Origin of the sequence: Xanthomonas sp. D-99 (assembly GCF_017746145.1) — a bacterium.
GTDB classification, from domain to species: domain Bacteria; phylum Pseudomonadota; class Gammaproteobacteria; order Xanthomonadales; family Xanthomonadaceae; genus Xanthomonas; species Xanthomonas cissicola.
The window spans coordinates 21350-41973 of record NZ_JAGHWU010000029.1 but is presented as its reverse complement, the minus strand read 5'-3'; the positions used below and the strand labels follow the sequence as shown (position 1 = coordinate 41973).

General features: G+C 65.3%; 19 protein-coding genes. 14 read left to right on the top strand and 5 right to left on the bottom strand.

The window, feature by feature from the left end; all coding sequences use genetic code 11:
- The first annotated feature begins 39 nt into the window (after window positions 1-39).
- The 14 genes from gumH to J7360_RS12610 all read left to right on the top strand — a co-directional run bounded on the left by gumH (window position 40) and on the right by J7360_RS12610 (window position 14212).
- Window positions 40-1182, top strand: a complete 1143-nt coding sequence (gene gumH / locus J7360_RS12675) for a GDP-mannose:cellobiosyl-diphosphopolyprenol alpha-mannosyltransferase (RefSeq protein ID WP_005920309.1) — start codon at window positions 40-42, stop codon at window positions 1180-1182.
- Window positions 1179-2228: a glycosyltransferase gene (locus J7360_RS12670; protein ID WP_057661216.1), complete on the top strand. Its 1050-nt coding sequence runs from the start codon at window positions 1179-1181 to the stop codon at window positions 2226-2228. Before gumH ends, J7360_RS12670 begins: the two co-directional genes overlap by 4 nt.
- 17 nt (window positions 2229-2245) lie before the next feature.
- Complete coding sequence (locus tag J7360_RS12665; RefSeq protein ID WP_057661218.1) at window positions 2246-3736, top strand: lipopolysaccharide biosynthesis protein; 1491 nt, start codon at window positions 2246-2248, stop codon at window positions 3734-3736.
- 63 nt (window positions 3737-3799) lie between these two features.
- Window positions 3800-4996 (top strand): glycosyltransferase, encoded by a 1197-nt coding sequence (locus J7360_RS12660; protein ID WP_057661220.1) that lies wholly within the window; start codon window positions 3800-3802, stop codon window positions 4994-4996.
- Between the two features lie 37 nt (window positions 4997-5033).
- On the top strand, window positions 5034-5828 hold the full coding sequence (locus tag J7360_RS12655; protein ID WP_057661222.1) for a polysaccharide pyruvyl transferase family protein: 795 nt from the start codon (window positions 5034-5036) through the stop codon (window positions 5826-5828).
- Between the two features lie 4 nt (window positions 5829-5832).
- A complete protein-coding gene (locus J7360_RS12650; RefSeq protein WP_057661225.1) occupies window positions 5833-6627 on the top strand; it encodes a WecB/TagA/CpsF family glycosyltransferase in 795 nt (264 codons plus the stop codon).
- Window positions 6628-6661: 34 nt separating this feature from the next.
- Window positions 6662-7123, top strand: coding sequence for a cupin domain-containing protein (locus J7360_RS12645; RefSeq protein WP_057661227.1), 462 nt, complete (start codon window positions 6662-6664; stop codon window positions 7121-7123).
- A gap of 91 nt (window positions 7124-7214) precedes the next feature.
- Window positions 7215-8231: a TraB/GumN family protein gene (locus J7360_RS12640; RefSeq protein WP_057661229.1), complete on the top strand. Its 1017-nt coding sequence runs from the start codon at window positions 7215-7217 to the stop codon at window positions 8229-8231.
- Between the two features lie 129 nt (window positions 8232-8360).
- Window positions 8361-9428, top strand: coding sequence for a 3-oxoacyl-[acyl-carrier-protein] synthase III C-terminal domain-containing protein (locus tag J7360_RS12635; protein ID WP_007974706.1), 1068 nt, complete (start codon window positions 8361-8363; stop codon window positions 9426-9428).
- Complete coding sequence (locus J7360_RS12630; RefSeq protein ID WP_022559455.1) at window positions 9428-10276, top strand: MBL fold metallo-hydrolase; 849 nt, start codon at window positions 9428-9430, stop codon at window positions 10274-10276. Before J7360_RS12635 ends, J7360_RS12630 begins: the two co-directional genes overlap by 1 nt.
- Complete coding sequence (locus tag J7360_RS12625; RefSeq protein ID WP_089096568.1) at window positions 10273-11232, top strand: NAD(P)-dependent oxidoreductase; 960 nt, start codon at window positions 10273-10275, stop codon at window positions 11230-11232. Before J7360_RS12630 ends, J7360_RS12625 begins: the two co-directional genes overlap by 4 nt.
- Window positions 11223-12377 (top strand): glycosyltransferase, encoded by a 1155-nt coding sequence (locus tag J7360_RS12620; protein WP_042675674.1) that lies wholly within the window; start codon window positions 11223-11225, stop codon window positions 12375-12377. Before J7360_RS12625 ends, J7360_RS12620 begins: the two co-directional genes overlap by 10 nt.
- Window positions 12355-12966 (top strand): hypothetical protein, encoded by a 612-nt coding sequence (locus J7360_RS12615; protein ID WP_057661232.1) that lies wholly within the window; start codon window positions 12355-12357, stop codon window positions 12964-12966. The genes J7360_RS12620 and J7360_RS12615 overlap by 23 nt, the downstream gene beginning before the upstream one ends.
- On the top strand, window positions 12956-14212 hold the full coding sequence (locus tag J7360_RS12610) for a glycosyltransferase (RefSeq protein WP_209033989.1): 1257 nt from the start codon (window positions 12956-12958) through the stop codon (window positions 14210-14212). Before J7360_RS12615 ends, J7360_RS12610 begins: the two co-directional genes overlap by 11 nt.
- Window positions 14213-14247: 35 nt before the next feature.
- Here J7360_RS12610 and dxs read toward each other — a convergent pair whose 3' ends face one another.
- From dxs to J7360_RS12585, 5 genes are all read right to left on the bottom strand, one after another.
- Window positions 14248-16164, bottom strand: a complete 1917-nt coding sequence (gene dxs / locus J7360_RS12605) for a 1-deoxy-D-xylulose-5-phosphate synthase (protein WP_057661278.1) — start codon at window positions 16162-16164, stop codon at window positions 14248-14250.
- 433 nt (window positions 16165-16597) lie between these two features.
- Window positions 16598-17254 (bottom strand): HNH endonuclease, encoded by a 657-nt coding sequence (locus J7360_RS12600; RefSeq protein ID WP_007965971.1) that lies wholly within the window; start codon window positions 17252-17254, stop codon window positions 16598-16600.
- 349 nt (window positions 17255-17603) lie between these two features.
- A complete protein-coding gene (locus J7360_RS12595; protein WP_209033987.1) occupies window positions 17604-19397 on the bottom strand; it encodes an acyl-CoA dehydrogenase C-terminal domain-containing protein in 1794 nt (597 codons plus the stop codon).
- 38 nt (window positions 19398-19435) lie between these two features.
- Window positions 19436-19912 carry an LEA type 2 family protein gene (locus tag J7360_RS12590; protein ID WP_007974695.1) on the bottom strand — a complete coding sequence of 159 codons (477 nt, stop codon included), beginning with the start codon at window positions 19910-19912 and terminating at the stop codon, window positions 19436-19438.
- Between the two features lie 113 nt (window positions 19913-20025).
- Complete coding sequence (locus J7360_RS12585; RefSeq protein WP_039568800.1) at window positions 20026-20562, bottom strand: lipocalin family protein; 537 nt, start codon at window positions 20560-20562, stop codon at window positions 20026-20028.
- Window positions 20563-20624: the final 62 nt, after the last annotated feature.

The window sequence follows — 20624 nt, the reverse complement described above, 5'->3', positions numbered from 1 at the left end:
GCAACTGAGTGCGCGCCGCTGGCAAAGGAGAGTGGCGTAATGAAAGTGGTGCATGTCGTCCGCCAATTCCATCCTTCGATCGGGGGCATGGAAGAGGTCGTTCTCAATGTTGCCCGCCAACACCAAGCCACGAGCGCCGATACGGTCGAGGTCGTGACGCTGGATCGTGTGTTCACCGATCCGGGTGCGCAGCTTGCGGCGCAGGACACGCATCAAGGGCTGTCGATCCGGCGGATTGGCTATCGCGGCTCGTCGCGCTACCCGCTGGCGCCCTCGGTGCTTGGTGCGATTCGTTCGGCCGATGTCGTGCATCTGCATGGCATCGACTTTTTTTACGACTATCTGGCATTGACCAAGCCGCTGCACGGCAAGCCGATGGTGGTGTCCACGCACGGCGGGTTTTTCCATACCGCCTACGCATCGCGCATGAAGCAGCTGTGGTTTCAAACGCTCACGCGCACCTCGGCACTGGCTTATGCACGGGTGATCGCCACCAGCGAAAACGATGGCGATCTGTTCGCCAAGGTGGTGGCACCGGCGCGGCTACGGGTGATCGAAAACGGTGTGGACGTAGAAAAATATGCAGGGCAGGGGGCGACCACGCCCGGCCGGACCATGCTGTATTTCGGGCGCTGGTCGGTCAACAAGGGGCTGATCGAAACCCTGGAGTTGTTGCAGGCGGCGCTCAAGCGCGACCCGCAATGGCGGTTGATCATTGCCGGCCGCGAATACGATCTGAACGAGGCGGATCTGCGCAAGGCGATCGCCGAGCGCGGGCTGCAGGACAAGGTGCAGCTGAGCATGTCGCCCTCGCAGGAGCAGTTGCGCGCATTGATGCAGCAGGCGCAGTTCTTCGTGTGCCTGTCGCGGCATGAAGGCTTTGGTATTGCGGCGGTGGAAGCGATGAGCGCGGGCCTGATTCCAATCCTCAGCGATATTCCGCCATTCGTGCGGCTTGCCAGCGAATCGGGCCAGGGCGTGATCGTCAACCGCGACAGGATCGAAGCGGCAGCAGATCAGGTACAGGCGCTTGCGTTGCAGTCCGACAGCGATTTCGATACCCGTCGCTCGGCGTCCATGGCCTATGTGAGCCGCTATGACTGGAAGCACGTGGTCGGGCGCTACGTCGACGAATACCACGACGCGTTGGGCATTCCGCGCGTGCAGGAGGCTGTGCGATGAGCGCGCCAGCTTCTGCGTCAATGACGCGTGCGGCAACACAGCCGCAGGTGACGGTGCTGTTTTCCACTGAAAAGCCCAATGCCAACACCAACCCGTACCTGACCCAGCTCTACGACGCGCTGCCTGCCGCAGTGCACCCGCGTTTCTTTTCGATGCGCGATGCATTGCTGTCGCGTTACGACGTGTTGCATCTGCACTGGCCCGAATACCTGCTGCGCCATCCGACCACTGCCGGCACCTTGGCCAAGCAGGTCTGCGCTGCGCTGTTGTTGCTCAAGCTGCAGCTGACCGGCACGCCGGTGGTGCGCACCCTGCACAATCTTGCGCCGCATGAGGACCGCGGCTGGCGCGAACGTAGCCTGCTGCGCTGGATCGACCGGCTGACGCGGCGCTGGATTCGCATCAATGCCACCACGCCGCCACGTCCGCCGTTCACCGATACGATTCTGCACGGCCATTATCGCGACTGGTTCGCGAGCATGGAGCAGGGCAGCACGGTGCCCGGGCGGCTGCTGCACTTTGGTCTGATTCGCCCCTACAAAGGTGTCGAAACCTTGCTGGAGGTCATGCGCGGGATGAACGATGCGCGTCTCAGCCTGCGTATCGTCGGCAATCCGGCCACGCCGCAGATGCGCACCTTGGTGGAGGACGCCTGCGCGCAGGATCCGCGGATCAGCGCTTTGCTGGCCTATGTGGAAGAGCCGGTGCTGGCGCGCGAAGTCAGCGCGGCCGAACTGGTGGTATTGCCGTATCGGCAGATGCATAACTCCGGCACGTTGCTGCTGGCGTTGTCGCTGGCGCGTCCGGTGCTGGCGCCGTGGAGCGAATCCAATGCGGCCATCGCCAAGGAAGTCGGCCCCGGTTGGGTGTTCCTGTATGAAGGCGAGTTCGATGCCGCGCTGCTGACGGGCGTGCTGGACAAGGTGCGTGCTGCGCCGCGCGGCCCGGCGCCGGATCTCTCGCAGCGCGACTGGCCGCGGATCGGGCAGTTGCATTACCGCACCTATCTGGAAGCGCTGGGCAAGGATGGAGACGCCGCGCTGTGACCGCAGAGACACCTACGATGACATCTTCCACGCCGCCGCCACCGCCACAGCGCAGTCTGGGGTCGCGCGCCGCCGGCGGCGCAGCGGTGACCATGCTTGGCCAGTCGGCCAAGATGGTGGTGCAGTTCGGCGGCATCATTCTGTTGGCGCGCTTGTTGACGCCCTACGACTACGGTCTGATGGCAATGGTCACTGCCATCGTCGGCGCCGCCGAGATCCTGCGCGATTTCGGCCTGTCGGCCGCAGCGGTGCAAGCCAAGCAAGTGAGTCGCGAGCAACGCGACAACCTGTTCTGGATCAATAGCGGCATTGGTCTGGCGCTGTCGCTGGTGGTGTTCGCCTCGGCGCATCTGATTGCGAACTTCTACAAAGAGCCGGCCCTGGTGACGATTTCCCAGGCGCTGGCGGTGACCTTCCTGATCAATGGCATGACCACGCAATACCGCGCGCACCTGAGTCGCGGGCTGCGCTTCGGGCAGGTGGCGCTAAGCGATGTGGGCTCGCAGGTGCTCGGTCTTGGCGCAGCGGTTGCTGCTGCGCTACTGGGCTGGGGCTATTGGGCGCTGGTGGTACAGCAGGTGGTGCAGGCCGGTGTCAATTTCATCATCGCCGCGAGCTGCGCGCGTTGGTTGCCGGGTGGCTACCAGCGTTCGGCGCCGATGCGCGATTTCATGAGTTTCGGCTGGAACCTGATGGCGGCGCAGTTGCTCGGGTATGCCAGTCGCAACGTGGGCCAGGTGATCATCGGTTGGCGGACAGGACCGGACGCGCTGGGCTTGTACAACCGCGCATTCCAGTTGCTGATGATGCCGTTGAACCAGATCAATGCGCCTGCCACCAGCGTGGCGCTGCCGGTGTTGTCGCAGCTGCAGGACGACCGCGAGCGCTTCAGCGCGTTCCTGCTGCGCGGGCAGACCGTGATGGTGCACCTGATCTTCGCGCTGTTCGCGTTCGCCTGCGCACTGGCGATGCCGCTGATCGTGCTGGTACTGGGCGAGCAGTGGCGTGAGGCGGTGCCGCTGTTCCAGGTGCTGACACTGGGCGGCATCTTCCAGACGGCGGCCTATGCAACGTATTGGGTATTCCTTGCGCGGGGACTGATGCGCGCGCAACTGGTGTATTCGCTGGTCAGCCGCGTGCTGCTGATTGCCTGCATTTTCGTCGGTTCGCGCTGGGGCGCGATGGGGGTGGCGATCGGCTATTCGTTCGGTCTGTTGGTGACCTGGCCGCTGTCGCTGCTATGGATTGGCAAGATTTCAGACGCGCCGGTCGGAGCTCTCTTCACCAATGCGCTGCGCGCCATGGTCGCCTACGGCGTGGCGGGTGGCAGTGCGTATTACGCCTCCATCACGGTTGGCGGCCCGCTGTGGGAGCAACTGGCTGTCGGCGCAGTGACGATGCTTGCCGTTTGCCTGCTTGCCTTGGCGATCTGGCCTGCATTCCGCCGCGATGTGGTTGCCATCGTCAACATCCGCAAGCTGCTGACGCAGGCCAAGGCACCTCGATGAGTCGACATTGTCTTCGCCTGCAGTCGGTCATGCTTTTTCTCACTCATTCATAGGACACGGCCCATGAGCGACACACCCGCCGCCGCTTCCGGCATCCGCCGGCCCTGCTATCTGGTCTTGTCCGCCCACGATTACCGCACGCCCCGGCGCGCCAATATCCACTTCATCACCGATCAACTGGCATTGCGCGGGACCACGCGGTTCTTCTCGCTACGTTACAGCCGGTTGTCGCGCATGAAGGGCGATATGCGGCTGCCGCTGGACGAGACCGCAAACACGGTCGTCTCGCACAAGGGCGTCGACTGTTATCTGTGGCGCACGACCGTGCATCCGTTCAATACGCGCCGTCCGTGGCTGCGGCCGGTCGAGGATGCGATGTTCCGCTGGTATGCCGCGCATCCGCCGCGCCAGTTACTCGACTGGATGCGCGAGGCGGATGTGATCGTGTTCGAAAGCGGCATTGCGGTCGCTTTCATCGAACTGGCCAAGCGCGTCAATCCTGCAGCCAAACTGGTGTACCGCGCGTCAGACGGACTGAGCACGATCAATGTTGCGTCGTATATCGAACGCGAGTTCGACCGCGTGGCACCCAAGCTCGATGTGATTGCACTGGTATCGCCGGCAATGGCAGAAGAAATCGCCAGCCGCGACAATGTCTATCACGTTGGCCATGGTGTAGATCACAACCTGGATCAACTCGGCGACCCGTCGCCGTACGGCGAGGGCATCCACGCAGTGGCCGTCGGTTCGATGTTGTTCGATCCGGAATTCTTCGTGGTTGCCAGCAAGGCCTTCCCGCAGGTGACGTTTCATGTGATCGGCTCGGGCATGGGCCGGCATCCAGGCTATGGCGATAACGTGGTGGTCTATGGCGAGATGAAACACGCCGAGACCATTGGCTACATCAAACACGCGCGGTTCGGGATTGCGCCGTATGCGTCCGAGCAGGTGCCGGTCTACCTGGCCGACAGTTCGATGAAGTTGTTGCAATACGACTTTTTCGGCTTGCCTGCTGTGTGTCCGAATGCCGTGGTGGGGCCGTATCAGTCGCGTTTCGGCTACACTCCGGGCAACGCCGATTCTGTCGTTGCAGCAATCGGCCGCGCCCTGGAAGCACCGCGCGTGCGTTATCGCCAGTGCCTGAATTGGTCCGACACCACCGATCGCGTGCTGGATCCCAGTGCGTATCCGGAAACCCGGTTGTATCCACGGCAAAGCGCAGCGGTGCATACCTCGTCGGAGGCTGCGTTTTCGCACTGATGCGGCGCACATTTTTTCTTTAGGAGACTCATACGTTATGGCCAACGCCTTGCTGCAGAAATGGATAGAACATGCAGAACGTCGTGCGCTGTTCTGGTGGCAGCCCAAGAACGCTGGCGTGAATATGGGAGATCACCTGTCCAAGGTGATCGTCTCCTGCGTGCTGTCGTTGCAGGACAAAACGCTGATCGAGAAGCGGGATCTGAGCAAGAAGCTGATCGCGATCGGCTCGGTACTGCACTTCGCCAAAGACGGCGACACCGTCTGGGGTAGTGGCATCAACGGCAAGATTCCTGGCGAGCGCAACACCTTCCGTACGCTCGATGTCCGTGCGGTGCGTGGGCCGAAGACGCGCAAGTTTCTGCTTGACCGCGGCATCGCAGTGCCGGAAGTGTATGGCGATCCCGGGCTGCTGACGCCGATGTTCTTCCCGGCCGATGCGCTCGGCGCGATCAACAAGCGCCCGTTCGCCATCGTTCCGCACTTCAACGAGCCGGTCGAAAAGTACAGCGCGTACAAGGACCACCTGGTATTTCCCAACGTCAAGCCCGCAACCTTCATGAGCGCGTTGCTTGGCGCCGAGTTGGTGATCAGTAGCTCGCTGCACGGCCTGATCCTTGCCGAAGCCTATGGAATCCCGGCGGTGTATCTGGACTGGGGCAACGGCGAAGATCGCTTCAAGTACGACGACTACTACAACGGCACCGGGCGTATGCAATGGCATTCCGGCAACAGCGTGGAAGAGTGTCTGCAGCTGGGCGGCAACGGCGATTTCGATCTGGAAAGGCTGCAGGCTGGACTGTTGGCTGCCTTCCCTTACGACCTTTGGTGATTCGATGATGCAGGGCCAGCGCGTGGATGTGGAAACAACGGGGATTGCCAGCGGGGCCACGCCGCCGGGTGTGGTGATTCCGTTAGGCGGCTTTCCGGTGTTGTCCACTACGCAGGAAGCCTTCGCGCTGGATCTATTTCATGCGCTGGCCGCCCGCCAGCCGCGGCGGGTGTTCTTTGCCAATACCAATTTCATCGTGCAGTGCCAGGCGCTACGGATGCGCATGCGCGAGCCCAGCGTGCGTATCGTCAACGACGGGATCGGCATGGATCTGGCTGCGCGGCTGATCCACGGCCGCCGCTTTGCCGGCAACCTCAATGGCACCGACCTGATTCCGTATCTGTGCCGCGAGAGCGCGCAGCCGCTGAAGTTCTTTCTGCTGGGCGGCCGTCCGGGTGTGGGCAAGACCGCTGCGGCGACGCTGACCGGGACCTTGGGGCAGCAGGTGGTCGGCATGTGCGACGGTTATGGCGAATTTGCGGCCGCGGGCGAGGGCCTGGCCGAGCGCATCAATCGCTCCGGTGCCGATGTGCTGCTGGTGGCGTTCGGCAACCCGCTGCAGGAGCGCTGGATCCTGGACCACAGCCATGCGCTGAGCGTGCCGCTGGTGTTTGGCGTGGGCGCGTTGCTCGATTTCCTGTCCGGCACCGCCAAGCGTGCGCCCGAGTGGGTGCGAGGCCTGCATATGGAATGGATGTATCGGCTGCTCAACGAGCCACGCCGTTTGCTCAAGCGCTATAGCTGGGATCTGCTGGTGTTCTTCCGCACCTGTCTGCGCGCAGGAAAGCAGCTACCCTGATGCAGGGGGAATGCGTCTGGCCTAGCATGCACGCATGCATCCGACCGCCGCCGCCCTGATCCGCTCGCTGGACCTCGCCCCGCATCCGGAAGGCGGGCACTATCGCCGCGTCTACGCCTCTGCACGTCAGGTGACCGACAACGGCCAGACCCGTCCGGCAATGACCGCCATCCGTTTCCTGCTGAGTGCGGACGAATGCAGTGCATGGCACCGCGTGGATGCGGAAGAAACCTGGCATTGGCAGCTCGGCGATGCGTTGGAACTGCTGATCTACGACACCTGCACCGAGCAAGTGCAGCATGTGATCGTGGATGCCGCCGAACGCGGCGAGCCGATGCATGTGGTGCCGGCAGGCTGCTGGCAGGCGGCACGCTCGCTCGGCGATTTCACCCTGGTGGGATGCACGGTATCGCCGGGATTTGTCTGGGAAGGATTTGCGCTGCTCGACAAGGCCTCGCCGTTGGCCGCACACCTGGCGACGCTGCTGCCACGCTAATCATCGACGGCGCTTGCGGTTCCGAACGCTTCCCTAACGCGGCTGCTGCCGGCTTGGCGTACTGTCCGCCTCAGACAGGGGGCGACACACCATGCAATGCAAGGTCGCAGGATGGGGAATGGGTTTGACGCTGGTGTCGCTGCTGGCGACCGCCAGTGAAGCTGCGCCGCCCAAGGTGGCGGCGCCGGCACCAGCAGTGGTGGATCTGGAGGCCATGGTCGTGCGCGGCGTGCAGCCCGGGCCGGGCTTGTGGAAGGTCAGCAAGGGCGATCATGTGTTGTGGATCCTGGGCACCTTGTCGCCGTTGCCGAAGCGACTGCAGTGGCAGTCGACCGAAGTGGAGACCATCATCGGCCAGTCCCAGCAGGTGCTGGAGGCGCCAACCGTGCAGGTGGATGCGGACATGGGATTTTTCGGCAAGCTGACCTTGCTGCCGTCGGCCATGAAAGCGATGAAGAATGAAGACGGACGCGAGCTGCGCGACATTTTGCCGGCCGACCTGTATGCGCGCTGGAGCGTGTCCAAGGCGCGCTATCTCGGCAGCGACCGCGGCGTGGAGCGCAAGCGCCCGATGCTGGCCGCCGGCGAGTTGTATCAGGCGGCAATCAAGCGCTCCGGCCTGGCCCGTTCGCCGGTGGTTTGGCCGGTGGTGGAACGCGCGGCCAAGCGCGCGGGGATCAAGCCGACCCCGACCGCGCTCGATTACAAGATCAAGGATCCACGTCAGGCGCTCAGGGAATTCCGTGCGGGAGGAATGGACGATACCGCGTGTTTCCGCAGCATTCTGGTCACGGTGGAACGCGATCTGCCGACGATGGTGGAGCGCGCCAATGCCTGGTCGGTGGGCGATATCGAGGCCTTGCGTCAGCTGCCGCGCGAAGACCCGCAGGCCGCCTGCATGGGCGCAATGGCCAGCTCTGGTGCCGCAAAAAAACGCGGCATCGACGATCTGGAGCGGCGCATGCGCGAGCATTGGCTGGGCATCGCCACCGCCGCGTTGCAACGCAATCGCAGCACTTTTGCGGTGCTGCCGATCAGCCGGCTGACCGCGCCGGACGGCTATCTGGCACGCCTGCAGGCGTTGGGCTATGCCGTGGAAGCGCCTTGAGCCGATGTCGCCGCGTGCGCCAGGGGTGTCATGCAGCACGAGCACAGGAGCTGGCATCGATCCAATGGATGCGGCAGGCGGCTGTTGCGCGGCGTGCGTCGCGGTGCTTGCGCTTAGATGTGTATCGGCATGCATGGCGGTGGGCCTGCCGATGTGGCCAGGGTATGCTGCGCGCCTTCACGTTTTGAGAGCTGCGCGTTGAACGCATTGCCGCTGCGCATTCTGGGCACCGGGCGCCATGTTCCGGCGACGGAAGTGACATCGCACCAGTTGGACGAGCGCTGGCAGTTGCCGGCCGGAACAACGTTCGCGCGTCTGGGCGTGCAGACGCGCCATTACGTGGGCGAGGGCGAGACCGCAGCGTCGATGGGGGCAGCCGCTGCGCAACAGGCCTTGGCCAGCGCCGGGCTCGATGCCAGTCGGATCGATTGCCTGATCTCCGCCTGCAGCGTCATGGAGCAGCCGATTCCCTGCCAGGCAGTGCTGATCCAGCGCGCGCTCGGCCTCGGCGATTCGGGCGTCCCCGCATTCGACGTCAATGCCACCTGCCTGAGTTTTCTGGTGGCCCTGGACATGGCGGCCAACGCACTGGCGCTAGGCCGGTACGAGCGCGTGCTGATCGTCTCCAGCGAAGTCGCATCGGCCGGGCTGGATGCAGCGACGCCGGCCACGGCCGGCTTGTTCGGCGATGGCGCAGCCGCAGTGGTCGTTGGCCGCAGCGACGCAGGGCAGGGCTCGGCGCTGCTCTCCAGCCGGCTGTCCAGTTATGGCAATGGCGCGGAGCTGTGCCGCATTCGCGGCGGCGGCACGCGTTATCCGCACGGCGAAGACAGCGCGCCCGATGCTTCGCGCGTGTTCTGCATGGACGGACGCGGCGCCTACCGTTTCGCCGCGCGGCATCTGCCGGCGTTCTGGGAACAACTGCTGCACGAGGCCGGCACCACGACTGCTGCCTTGCGCTGCCTGGTGCCGCACCAGGCCTCCGGCGGCGGCCTGGATCATGTGGTGCAGACCTTGGGACTGCGCCCCGATCAGGTGGTACGCATCCTGCAAACCACCGGCAATCAGGTTGCCGCGTCGTTGCCGCATGCGCTGCATCATGCACGCGTCGAGCTGGGCCTGCAGCGCGACGATCTGTTCGCGCTGCTTGGCACCGGGGCAGGGCTTGCCATCGGCGGCATGGTGTTGCGCTACTGATGCCGGTACGCGTGTCGCTCGAGCTGCTGCGCGTGGGCCACTGTCGCCATTGCGAACGCATGGTGCGCGCCGATGGTCACTGGCACGCGGTGGAATTCCCCGCATTGAGCGTGCTGATCCGGCATCCGCAGCGCGGCGCGCTGTTGTACGACACCGGCTACGCGGCGCATTTTTTCCGCGCCACCGATCCCTGGCCGGAGCGCCTGTACCGCTGGACCACGCCAGTAAACTTGCCCGTCGACGAAACCCTGGGCGCGCAGTTGAGTAAACGCGGCGTGTCGCTGGATGACATCGCCTGGTGTCTGATTTCGCATTTCCACGCCGACCATGTCGGCGGTCTGCGCGATCTGCCGAATGCGCGCTTCATGTGCCTGCGCGCGGACTACCAGCAGTTGCGTAGCTGCTCGCGCGTGGGCGGGTTGCGCCGGGCCTTGCTGCCGCAGCTGCTGCCCGACGACTTCGACCAGCGGCTGCAGTTTGCCGACCAGGCTCCGCAGCGCGCGTTGACTGGAGCCTGGCAGGGGCTCGGCCCGGCTTACGATCTGTTCGAGGACGGCAGCGTGCTCGCGGTATCGCTACCCGGACACGTGCCCGGCCAGATGGGGCTACGGGTACGCGACCAGCACGACCGCGAGGTGTTGCTGTGTGCGGACGCGGTATGGTCCTCGGCCACCTGGGCCACGCTGCAATGGCCGGCCTGGCCCACGCGCCTGCTGATGCACGACTGGTACGCATTCCAGCGCACCGTGCATCGCTTGCACGCCTTGTCGCACGCCCATCCGGAGCTGGCGATCCTGCCCTCGCATTGCCAGCCGAGTCTTGACCGTTATCAACCGGAGTGGCGATGAGCCTGCGCATTCTTGTGACCGGTGCGTCCGGTTTTGTCGGTGGTGCGTTCCTGCGGCGCTTTCAGGAGCAGCCAGGTGTCGAGATTCGAGGCATCGGTCGTCGCGCCAGCGATCTTCCCAACTACCATCGCATCGACCTGAGCCGGGCGTTTGCGCTGGACTGGCAACCGGATGTGGTGATTCATGCAGCTGCGTTGGCCTCGCCATGGGGCACGCGTGCGCAGTTCCAGCTGCACAACGTCCAGGCCACCGCCAATGTCATCGACTTCTGCAAACGCAACGGCTGCCCACGCCTGCTGTATGTCTCCTCCAGTTCGGTGTTCTATCGCGAAGCGCATCAATACGATCTGGACGAAGACAGCCCGATCGGCCCGGCGTTCGTCAATACTTACGCAGAAACCAAATATCTTGGCGAAACCCTGCTCGATGCCTATCCGGGGCAGAAGTGCGTCCTGCGCCCGCGTGCGGTGTTCGGGCCCGGCGACACGGTGCTGTTTCCACGCGTGATCGCCGCCGCGCGCAAGGGCGCGTTGCCACGTTTCGTCGGCCAGACCCGGCCGGTGATCGGCGACCTGATCTATATCGATACGCTGTGCGATTACCTGTACCGCGCGGCCACCGCGCCGCAGTTGCAGGCTGCCTACAATCTCACCAACGCACAACCGGTGGACCTGCAGCACGTGTTGTTGGAGGTGCTGGCGCGCCTGCAGCTGCCGTTGCCACGGCGCGAGGTACGCATCGGCACCGCGTTGCGCATGGCCAGCGTGGTGGAGGCGGTATATCGCGGGCTGCGGCTGCGGGGCGAGCCGCCGATCACGCGCTTCGGCGTTGGCGTGTTCGCGTATTCCAAGACCTTCGATCCGCGCCGCACGCTTGCCGATCTTGGCCCGCCCAGTGTTGGCCTGGACGAGGGTGTGGACGCCTTCGTGCGCTGGCAGGCAGCACAGTGGACCTGATCGTCCCAATCCTGGCAGCGCTGTATCTGGCCGTGCTGCTGGTCAAGACGGCGGCCGCGCTGTGGGTCGTGCGCGGCGAACGGGTGAGGTCAGCGCACAGTGCCGTTGCAACACCGGCCGAGGTGGCGATCCTGCAGCCCATTCTTGGTGGCGATGCGCATTTGCAAGAGGTGCTTGCCGCCAACGTGCAGGCATTGCCGCAGGCGCAGTTCGTCTGGTTGCTGGATGCCGACGATGGCCCGGGAAACGCCGCTGCCGATGCAGTCGTCGCGCTATATCCGCAGCTGCGTATCGCGCGCATGCTGGTGCCCCCGGCGCCACCTGGCATCAACCCCAAGGCCTGGAAACTCGATTACGCGCTGCCGCACATCGATGCGCCTGTGAGCCTGATTCTCGACGACGATGCGCACCTTGGCGACCGTGCGCTGTCGCAACTGTTGCTGGACCTCGCGCATGCCGATGTGGTCACCGCACTGCCGTATTACCGCGACGGCGCCACGCTGGCCGGGCGCCTGTTGGCGCAGTTCGTCAACAACAATGCCGCGCTCACGTACCTGGGCTGGCTGCCATTCGCAGCGCCGTTGACCATCAACGGCATGTGCTATGCCGCGCGCACCGAACAACTGCGCCGCTGGGGTGGCTTTACTGCATTGCTGGAGCAACTGACCGACGATCTGGCCTTCGCGACCCTGGTGCGCGACCGCGGCGGGCGGCTCTGGCAATCCATTGCGCCGGTGGCGATGCGTACCGCCATGCCCGACCTGCGTGGATATGTGCGCCAGATGCATCGCTGGATGCTGTTCGCATCGATCCTGCTAGGCCGTCAACGCCTGCGCGTACGCAGCGCCATCGGCGTGTTGCAGGGGCTGCCGCCGGTGCTGCTGCTGGCCATGCTGGTCTGCGCTTGCGTGCAGCACACCTGGCCGGCTGCACTCTGCGTGCTGATCGTTTTGCTGGCACGCGCGCTGCTGCTGTGCGGTGTGCAATGGCGCGTCACCGGCGCCGTTCGCCATCGCCTGCTGCTGTCGCTATGCGCCGAATGTCTGCAGCCGCTGCATCTGCTGCACGCAGCGCTGGTGCGTACCATCCGCTGGCGCACGCGGCGTTACCGTGTGTTTCCCGATGGGTGCTTTCGTGCGGAGTGAGTCGGGCCCGCTGCAGATCGCCTTTCTCACCGGGCAAAGCGATCCGGCAAGCTGCGCCTTGAGTACGGAACAGGGCGCATTTCTGCGACAGCTGCAGGGCACAGGCCGGCAGTTGGTGGATTGCAATTATCCGTACCGCCGCAATAGCGCGCCGCACCGGCGCACGCCGTTGTGGCGTGCCAGCCTGTCCAATGCGCGGCAGTATCTTGCGGCCCGACATGCCCGCCTTGCCGAGGCCGACCGCAAGCGTGTGCATGCACTGCTGGATCAGAGGCCGATGACGCTGCTTCTTGCCGGCAGCTGCGGGCTGCAGCTATTGACCGCATTGCGGTTGCCGGATGCGCTGCGCGCACGTCTGGCGGTTTTTGCGTACGGCCCGGTGTGTGATGCGCCCGCCGTGTTCGGCCAGCTGTGCGTGGTACAGGGCCGCAGCGACTGGATCTCTCGCGCACTGTTCGATGGGCAGGTCGATGCCAGGCCTGCGTGCGGACACATGGCGTACCTGCATAACGCCGAGGTGCTTGCCGAGTGCCAGCGCTTTGTCGCGCAGATCGAACGGAAGCGACAGGGCGTAGCGCATGCGCATTGATCTGATCGCACCGCCATACAGCGGCCATCTGCATCCCATCCTGGCGATCGCGCAACAACTCGCGGCGCAGCATGAGGTATGCGTCATCAGCACGCCTGCCGCGCAGGCGCGCATCGAGGCATGTGGGCTCACCGCTGCCAGCGTGCTGGATGCGCATGCCGATCGCGTGCTGCTTTCCATCGCCAACCCGCCGCATGCAGTGGGCCACAACCCGGTGCGCCTGCGTCGGCAGCTGCACAGCGCACTCGGGCTCATGGCACAGCTTGGCGAAGCGCTACAGCAGCGCTTCGCCAAGCGGCGGCCGGATCTGGTGATCGTCGACTTCACCCTGCCCAGCGCAGGACTGGCCGCCCAGACGATGGACATTGCCTGGTGGACCAGCATGCCGTCGCCGTGCGTGATCGAAACCACGGATGGGCCGCCCGCCTACTTTGGTGGGTTGCTGCCTGCGACCACGCCCTTGCAGCGTGTCTGGCATGCAGCGGCGCGCCGGCTCACGCGTTGTTTCAAGCGGACTCTGCACCGTTGCTATCGGCGCCGGATGCGCGCTTGCGGGTTGCCGGCGATCTATCGCAGCGATCGCAGCGAGGCGGTGTATTCGCCGCAGTGCATCCTGGCCCTGGGAGTCCCGTCGTTCGAGCTGGCGCAACGTTGGCCGACGGCAGTGCGCTTTGTCGGGCCGCAGTTATGCACGCCGCCGTCGTCGGTGACGGCGCCCCCCTTCGTCGACGGTCGCCGGCATGTGCTGGTGACGCTGGGCACGCATCTGCAATGGGTCAAGCAGCGCATGGAGGGCGTGTTGCGTGCGCTGGCGCCGCAGTTCCCGGAGGTGGTCTTCCATTTCAGCGACGGCGACACCGGCGCTCCGCTGCAGCCGGGGCAGGGCAACTATCAGCGGCTGCCGTACGTGGATTACGCGCAGCATCTGCACCGCTACGCATTGGTGATCCACCACGGCGGTGCCGGCATTCTCTACGCCTGCCTTGCCGCCGGACTGCCGGCGATCGTCTATCCGCTGGATTACGACCAGTTCGACCACGCCGCCCGCCTGCAGGTGGCTGGTGCTGCCTGGTGGTTGCGCGATCTGGATGGGTTGCCGGCGTTGCTGCGTGAGGCGCTCGGTGCTGACGAGGTAACACACGGCGTGCACCGGCTGCAGGCGGAGCTACAACTGATTCAATCGCAGGCGCGCATCGTGCACCTGGTGGAGGGCTTCGCGCGGACTGGCGCGGTGCCGCCGATGTAAGGCGGCACGCGCCACAAGGAGCCTGGCAGGCGCGATCAGCCTGCCGCAGCGTTCAACGCAGGCGGCAGGCTGATCGTCAGCTGCGGCCAGCGCTTGAGCACGGCGGCGCGAATGCCGGCTTGGTCGATGCCGGCTTCCGCAAGCAGGTCTTCGCGGCTGGCGTGATGCTGGAAGCTGTCCGGCAGGCCCAGGTGCAGCATCGGCATGGTAACGGCTTCGGCGTTGAGCAGTTCTGACACGCCAGAACCTGCGCCGCCGGCAACCACGTTGTCTTCGATCGTGACGAAGCCATCATGGGTTTTTGCCAGCTCCAGCAGCAGCGCCTTGTCGAGCGGCTTGACGAAGCGCATGTTCACCACCGTCAGCCCCAGTTCGCGCCCGACCGCCTCGGCCGCATCCACCATCGCGCCGAAGCCGAGCAGGGCGATGCGGGTGCCGCTGTGGCGCAGCTGCGCCTTGCCGATCGGCAACGTGGCAAGCGAGGTGTCCAGTGCTGCGCCGGGACCGGTGCCACGCGGGTAGCGCACCGCCGCCGGGCCCTGGTATTGCACGCCGGTGCTCAGCATCTGACGGCATTCGGCCTCGTCGGCAGGCGCCATCACCACCATGTGCGGCACGCAGCGCAGAAAGCTCAGATCCAGATTGCCGGCATGGGTGGCGCCATCCGGGCCGACCACGCCGCCGCGATCGATCGCGAACAGCACATCCAGTTGCTGCACCGCCACGTCGTGCACCAGTTGGTCGTAGCCGCGCTGCAGGAACGTGGAATAGATCGCGACCACCGGCTTGGCGCCCTGGGTCGCCATGCCGGCGGCCAGCGTGACCGCGTGCTGCTCGGCAATGGCTACATCGAAATAGCGCTGCGGATATTCCTTGCTGAAACGCACCAGGCCCGAGCCCTCGCGCATCGCCGGCGTGATCACCAGCAACTTGGGTTCGGCGGCGGCCATGTCGCACACCCAGTCACTGAAGACGTCGGTGTAGGTCGGCTTCTTGGCGCCGGTCTTGGCGACCAAGCCCTTGCTTGGATCGAACGGGCCAACGGCGTGGTAGCCGATCTGATCGCCTTCGGCCAGTTCGTAGCCCTTGCCCTTGGTGGTGATGACGTGCAGCAGTTGCGGGCCCTTGAGCGTCTGCAGGGTCTTCAGTGCGCCGACCAGGCTGGGCAGGTCGTGGCCATCGATCGGGCCGGTGTAATGGAAGCCCATTTCCTCGAACAGCGTGGATGGCACGAACATGCCTTTCCAGTGTTCTTCCCAACGCCGCACGAAACGCGCGGTGGGGTTGTTCTTCTTGTCGCCGAGGATCTTCTTGCCGCCTTCGCGGATCGCATTGAGCGTGCGGCTGCCGCTGGCGCGCCCCAGCATCTTGGTCAGCCCGCCCACTGCTTCGGAGATCGACATGCGGTTGTCGTTGAGGATCACCAGCAGATTCGGTTCCGGGTCCATGCCGCCGGCGTGGTTGAGCGCTTCGTAGACCATGCCGGCGGTCATCGCGCCGTCGCCGATCACCGCCACCACCTTGCGGTCGTCGCCGTTGCGCTGCGCAGCGATGGCCATGCCGAGCGCGGCCGAAATCGAGGTCGACGAATGGCCAACGCCAAAGGTGTCGTAGATGCTTTCCTCGCGCTTGGGAAACGGCGCCACGCCGTCCTTCTGCTTGACCGTGTGGATCTGGTCGCGCCGGCCGGTGAGGATCTTGTGCGGGTAGGTCTGATGCCCGACGTCCCAGACCAGCTGATCGACCGGCGTCTGATACAGGTAGTGCAGGGCGACGGTGAGCTCGATCACGCCCAGGCCGGCCGCGAAGTGCCCGCCGCTCTTGCCCACCGATTCGATCAGATAGGAGCGCAGTTCTTCGGCGATCGCGGTCAGCTCGGCTTCGTCGAAGCGGCGCAGATCGTCGGGGGTCTGGATGCGGGACAGGCGCGGATAGCGGGTGGTGTCGATCATCATCGTGTCAATCTTCTGAAGCCGTATTGTCCTCCCCATGCGAAGGCCCGGCAAGCAAACCGGTTCAGCTGTCAGCGGGAAGTGATGGGCGCGCGCACCGTGACGCCTGGCGCGCGCGACGCTCACCCGACACCTGCGGCAATCTGCCGCACCTGGCGATGTGCTGGTTGCGCCGTGTCTCCGCGATCCCTTGGCTCCGCGCCTCTGCGTAAGGGGCGGACACTGCGCCTCAAGGCGTCTCATGCATTGGATCGCGGTGGCCGGGTTCGATGTCACGTCGGACACCCGGTGCGCCGGTGAAGCCGCCAACGCCGCTGCGCGAGTGGGACAACGGCACGCGCGTCCAGGCTCAACCACCCGCGGCTGTCTTGGCACGCCTTGCAAGCTTGCGTGCCACTGACCAGCCAGCAGCCGCAACAAATGGACAGTCGGCTTACAGCGACAGTTTGGAGCGCTTGGGCAGCTGCGCGCGCAAAAAGGCCATCTGATCGGACAGGATGTTGCGGTTGGACAGGATCAGGTGCTCGATCCAGCTCGGCCGGTAGGGCACCGCCAGCAGCGGCATATGCGCCTGTTGCGGCGTGCGGTTGGCCTTGCGCGAATTGCACTGGAAACAGGCGGTCACCACGTTTTCCCAACTGTCGCGACCGCCTTTGGACACCGGCATGACGTGGTCGCGGGTCAGGTGCGGGCGGCTGAAATGCTGGCCGCAGTACATGCACAGCTGCGAATCGCGCGCGAACAGCGCGGTGTTGCTGAGGGTCGGGGTCGGGTCCAGCGCGCGCGAACGGGCGTGCCCGCGCGCGGCGATGATGGGGTGCAGTTCCAGCGTGCTGCGCTCGCCGGTCAGCCGCGAGATGCCGCCGTGGATCTGCATGCAAGGCTCGCCCAGCGTCCACGACACCGCATCGCGGGCGTATAGGCAGGCGGCGTCTTGCCAGTTGATCCAATCCAGCACGCGGCCGTGCGCATCGAGCGACAACAGGCGAAGCGTGGGGAGTTGGTGGATTGCAGCGACAGCGCTGCCCGCGTCCGGGGCATAGCTGCCTCCGGGGACGATCACATCACGAACGTGCGTGTCTGTCTCCATCGGGAAAACAGCTTATACCCGATCGTTGACAGTTTGTGTATCACAGCGAACGGCGTTGGCAGGTGTCTCCAAAATACTGGCTCAGTAAGTACTGTTGGCCGCGATTCCGTGCCGCCGCGCTGCGGGATCACTCGTCAAACGCAGTGATGGCGTTGGTGAGCGTCGGAACGCACCCGGGCGCGACGCCTTGTCGAGCGACTCCACCCGTCGCGGCCAGGTCCGCTCCTACAGCAGCGGCGGAATCTCGCGTCGTTATCCGTAGGAGCGCACCCGGGCGCGGCGCCTTGCCGAGCGACTCCACCCCGTCGCGGCCAGGTCCGCTCCTACGGCAGCGCCGTGATGATGGCGCTCAGCCTTCGCCGAACAGTTCCGCGTCCAGCGTCATCAGCGGTGCGGCGCCACTGCGGATGGCGGCGGAATGGGTCATGGTGCGTGGCAGGATGCGGGCGAAGTAGAACCGCGCCGTCTCCCGCTTGGCGCGCCTGAAGTCCTCGCCGTGCGCCGATGCGTCGGCAGCGGCCACGCTGCGCGCCCACCAGTACGCCAGCACCACGTAACCCGAATAAAACAGGTAGTCATGGCTGGCCGCGCCCAGTTCGTCGGGGTTGCGCGCGGCGCGATCGAGCACATCGCGGGTCAGCATCGCCCATTCGCTGCACTTGTCGCGCAGCGGCTTGATGAACTCGGCCAGCGCGGCGTTGCCGTCCTGCGCGTTGGCGAAGGTTTCCACATCGGCCAGGAACAGCTTCAGCCCGGCAGCCTGGCTGGCAGCGGTCTTGCGGCCGATCAGGTCCAGCGCCTGGATGCCGGTGGTGCCTTCGTAGATGGTGGTGATACGCGCGTCGCGGGCCAGTTGCTCCATGCCGTATTCGCGGATGTAGCCGTGGCCGCCGAAGCACTGCAGCGCGTGGTAGGTATTCTCGATCGACCATTCGGTCTGGCAGGCCTTGGAGATCGGGGTGAGGAAGCTCACCAGGGTCTCGGCGTCGGCGCGTTCGCGTTCGCTCTCGCCGCGATGGGCGACGTCGACCAGGCTGGCCGCATGCAACGCGAGCAGGCGGCTGCCTTCGGTCAGCGACTTGATGGTCAGCAGCATGCGGCGCACGTCCGGGTGCACGATGATCGGGTCGGCCGGTTTGTCCGGGAATTTGGCGCCGCTGAGCGCCCGCGATTGCAACCGCTCGCGGCTATAGCGCAGGGCGTTCTGGTAGGCGCGCTCGGACAACCCGATGCCTTGCAGGCCCACGCTCAGGCGTGCGGTATTCATCATCGTAAACATCGCCTGCAGGCCCTTGTGCGGCTGGCCGACCAGGTAGCCTTGCGCGCCTTCGAAGTTCATCACGCAGGTCACCGAACCCTTGATGCCCATCTTGTGCTCGATGGAGCCGCAATGCAGCGCGTTGCGCTCGCCCACGGTGCCGTCGCGGTCCACCTTGAACTTGGGGGTGACGAACAGCGAGATGCCCTTGGCGCCGGCCGGGGCGTCCGGCAGCTTGGCCAGCACCAGGTGCACGATGTTGTCGGTGAGGTCGTGCTCGCCGGCGGTGATGAAGATCTTGGTGCCGGTGATGGCGTAGCTGCCATCGGCATTGGGTTCGGCACGGGTCTTGAGCAGGCCCAGGTCGGTGCCGCAATGCGGTTCGGTCAGGCACATGGTGCCGGTCCAGCGGCCGTCGATCAGGGGTTTGAGGAAGACGTCCTGCTGCCAGGTCTCGCCGTGCTGGCGCAGCGCTTCCATCGCGCCATGCGACAGCAGCGGAAAGTTGCCCCAGGCCAGGTTGGCGGCGTTGATCATTTCGCTCAGCGGCACGCCCAGCGTGTGCGGCATGCCCTGGCCGCCGAATTGCGGTTCGGCGGTGAGCCCGTTCCAGCCGCCTTCCACGGATTGATCGTAGGCGGCGCGGAAGCCGGGCGGAGTGGTCACCGTGTGCGTGCTCTTGTCGAACGCGCAACCGATCTCGTCGCCCACACTGTTGAGCGGCGCCAGCACCTGCGAGGTGAAGCGGCCGGCCTCTTCGAGCACGGCGTCGATGATGTCGGTGCTGGCCTCGGTATAGCCGAGCCGGGCGAACAGGGCGTGCGCGCCGAGCACATCGTGCAGGGCGAAGCGGAAATCGGTCAGCGGGGCGGTATAGCTGCTCATGCGGAATCCTTGGAAGCGCGGGTAGGGGGGCGTGCGCGCTAGCGCAGCACGCCGTTGAGGCCGGGGGCCGGGCTGAGCGTATTGCGCGATTCCACACTGAACTGGCGCTGTTTCTTGTCCTGCGGGGTCGCCCAGACGGTGCCCTTGAGCGCGTACGGGAACGAGCGGCCGCCGGCCAGCACGTCGGCCACGGTGATGCGACCGAGCGAGGTGGGTTGCACGGCGACGGTGACCACATCGGCGGTTTCCGGGCCGATCGACATGCCCACTGCCTGGTCGAGCTTGCCGGCCAATTGGTCGCCGGCAGAGATCTCCAGTGCCACGCGTTCGAACTGCATCGGGATGCTGCTGTAGTTCTGCAGGCGCAGATCCACCGACCAGGAGCCATCGGCACGCACGGTCAGTTGCTGGATGCTGGCGGCCGGCTCGGACACCCGGCGGACTGCGCCGCCGCAGGCGCTCAGCAGCAGCCCGCAGGCCAGCGATACAAGAAGAAGGCGAGAGGCACGACGCATGGACTCGGGTCCTTGGCGGAATGAGGCGGCGCCAAGAATACTACGCAGTACGGTCGCCGCTCCCCAGCGCGCGCAGCGGAGGTGGCGATCCTAGGCCGGGGCGCGGGCAGGCCTCACAACACCGGCGCGGCCACAATCAATGGCGACAGGTCGTAGCCCATCGCGGTGGCCTGCGCCTTGAGCCGTTCCAGTTGCGCGCGCTGCATCTGCGGCGAGCGCGACAGGATCCACAGGTACTTGCGATCCGGCTCGCCGACCACCGCCCATTGGTAATCCGGGTCGAGCGCGATCACCCAATAGTCGGCCCACACCAGCGGCAACCAACCCAGCCACTCGGGAGCGAAGCGCACCTGCAACTGCCCGGGCTGGCCGGCGACCGGGCGCGCCACGCCGTCGGCCTGGGTCAGGCTGCCATCGGCGGTGCGGCAGCCATTGCGCACGCCGATCAAGCCATCGTCGCGCAAGGTGTAGATGGCGGTAATGTCGCTACGGCACTTTTTCTGGAACGACACCGGCAGGTGTGCAATCTCATGCCACTGGCCGGCATAGCGCGAGATGTCCAGCTGCGGCACCGCGCGCACCGGCTGTTGCGCAAACGCGGCCAGCGGCAGCAGGGCGACGAACGACAGCAGCAGGCGGGGCAGGCGCATGACAATCTCCGGTGGACGCGCGCAGGCTAGGCCATGTCCCCGGCCGCGCGGCGTGAAGCGGT

What these genes read in the sequence shown, in the direction of transcription:
- J7360_RS12625 (WP_089096568.1), top strand. Translation starts at nt 10,273, where the DNA reads ATGAGCCTGCGCATTCTTGTGACCGGTGCGTCCGGTTTTGTCGGTGGT.
- J7360_RS12665 (WP_057661218.1), top strand. Translation starts at nt 2,246, where the DNA reads ATGACATCTTCCACGCCGCCGCCACCGCCACAGCGCAGTCTGGGGTCG.
- gumH (WP_005920309.1), top strand. Translation starts at nt 40, where the DNA reads ATGAAAGTGGTGCATGTCGTCCGCCAATTCCATCCTTCGATCGGGGGC.
- J7360_RS12670 (WP_057661216.1), top strand. Translation starts at nt 1,179, where the DNA reads ATGAGCGCGCCAGCTTCTGCGTCAATGACGCGTGCGGCAACACAGCCG.
- J7360_RS12610 (WP_209033989.1), top strand. Translation starts at nt 12,956, where the DNA reads ATGCGCATTGATCTGATCGCACCGCCATACAGCGGCCATCTGCATCCC.
- J7360_RS12640 (WP_057661229.1), top strand. Translation starts at nt 7,215, where the DNA reads ATGCAATGCAAGGTCGCAGGATGGGGAATGGGTTTGACGCTGGTGTCG.
- J7360_RS12600 (WP_007965971.1), bottom strand. Translation starts at nt 17,254, where the DNA reads ATGGAGACAGACACGCACGTTCGTGATGTGATCGTCCCCGGAGGCAGC.
- J7360_RS12585 (WP_039568800.1), bottom strand. Translation starts at nt 20,562, where the DNA reads ATGCGCCTGCCCCGCCTGCTGCTGTCGTTCGTCGCCCTGCTGCCGCTG.
- J7360_RS12660 (WP_057661220.1), top strand. Translation starts at nt 3,800, where the DNA reads ATGAGCGACACACCCGCCGCCGCTTCCGGCATCCGCCGGCCCTGCTAT.
- J7360_RS12595 (WP_209033987.1), bottom strand. Translation starts at nt 19,397, where the DNA reads ATGAGCAGCTATACCGCCCCGCTGACCGATTTCCGCTTCGCCCTGCAC.
- J7360_RS12630 (WP_022559455.1), top strand. Translation starts at nt 9,428, where the DNA reads ATGCCGGTACGCGTGTCGCTCGAGCTGCTGCGCGTGGGCCACTGTCGC.
- J7360_RS12650 (WP_057661225.1), top strand. Translation starts at nt 5,833, where the DNA reads ATGATGCAGGGCCAGCGCGTGGATGTGGAAACAACGGGGATTGCCAGC.
- J7360_RS12635 (WP_007974706.1), top strand. Translation starts at nt 8,361, where the DNA reads ATGCATGGCGGTGGGCCTGCCGATGTGGCCAGGGTATGCTGCGCGCCT.
- J7360_RS12655 (WP_057661222.1), top strand. Translation starts at nt 5,034, where the DNA reads ATGGCCAACGCCTTGCTGCAGAAATGGATAGAACATGCAGAACGTCGT.
- J7360_RS12615 (WP_057661232.1), top strand. Translation starts at nt 12,355, where the DNA reads ATGGGTGCTTTCGTGCGGAGTGAGTCGGGCCCGCTGCAGATCGCCTTT.
- J7360_RS12590 (WP_007974695.1), bottom strand. Translation starts at nt 19,912, where the DNA reads ATGCGTCGTGCCTCTCGCCTTCTTCTTGTATCGCTGGCCTGCGGGCTG.
- dxs (WP_057661278.1), bottom strand. Translation starts at nt 16,164, where the DNA reads ATGATCGACACCACCCGCTATCCGCGCCTGTCCCGCATCCAGACCCCC.
- J7360_RS12645 (WP_057661227.1), top strand. Translation starts at nt 6,662, where the DNA reads ATGCATCCGACCGCCGCCGCCCTGATCCGCTCGCTGGACCTCGCCCCG.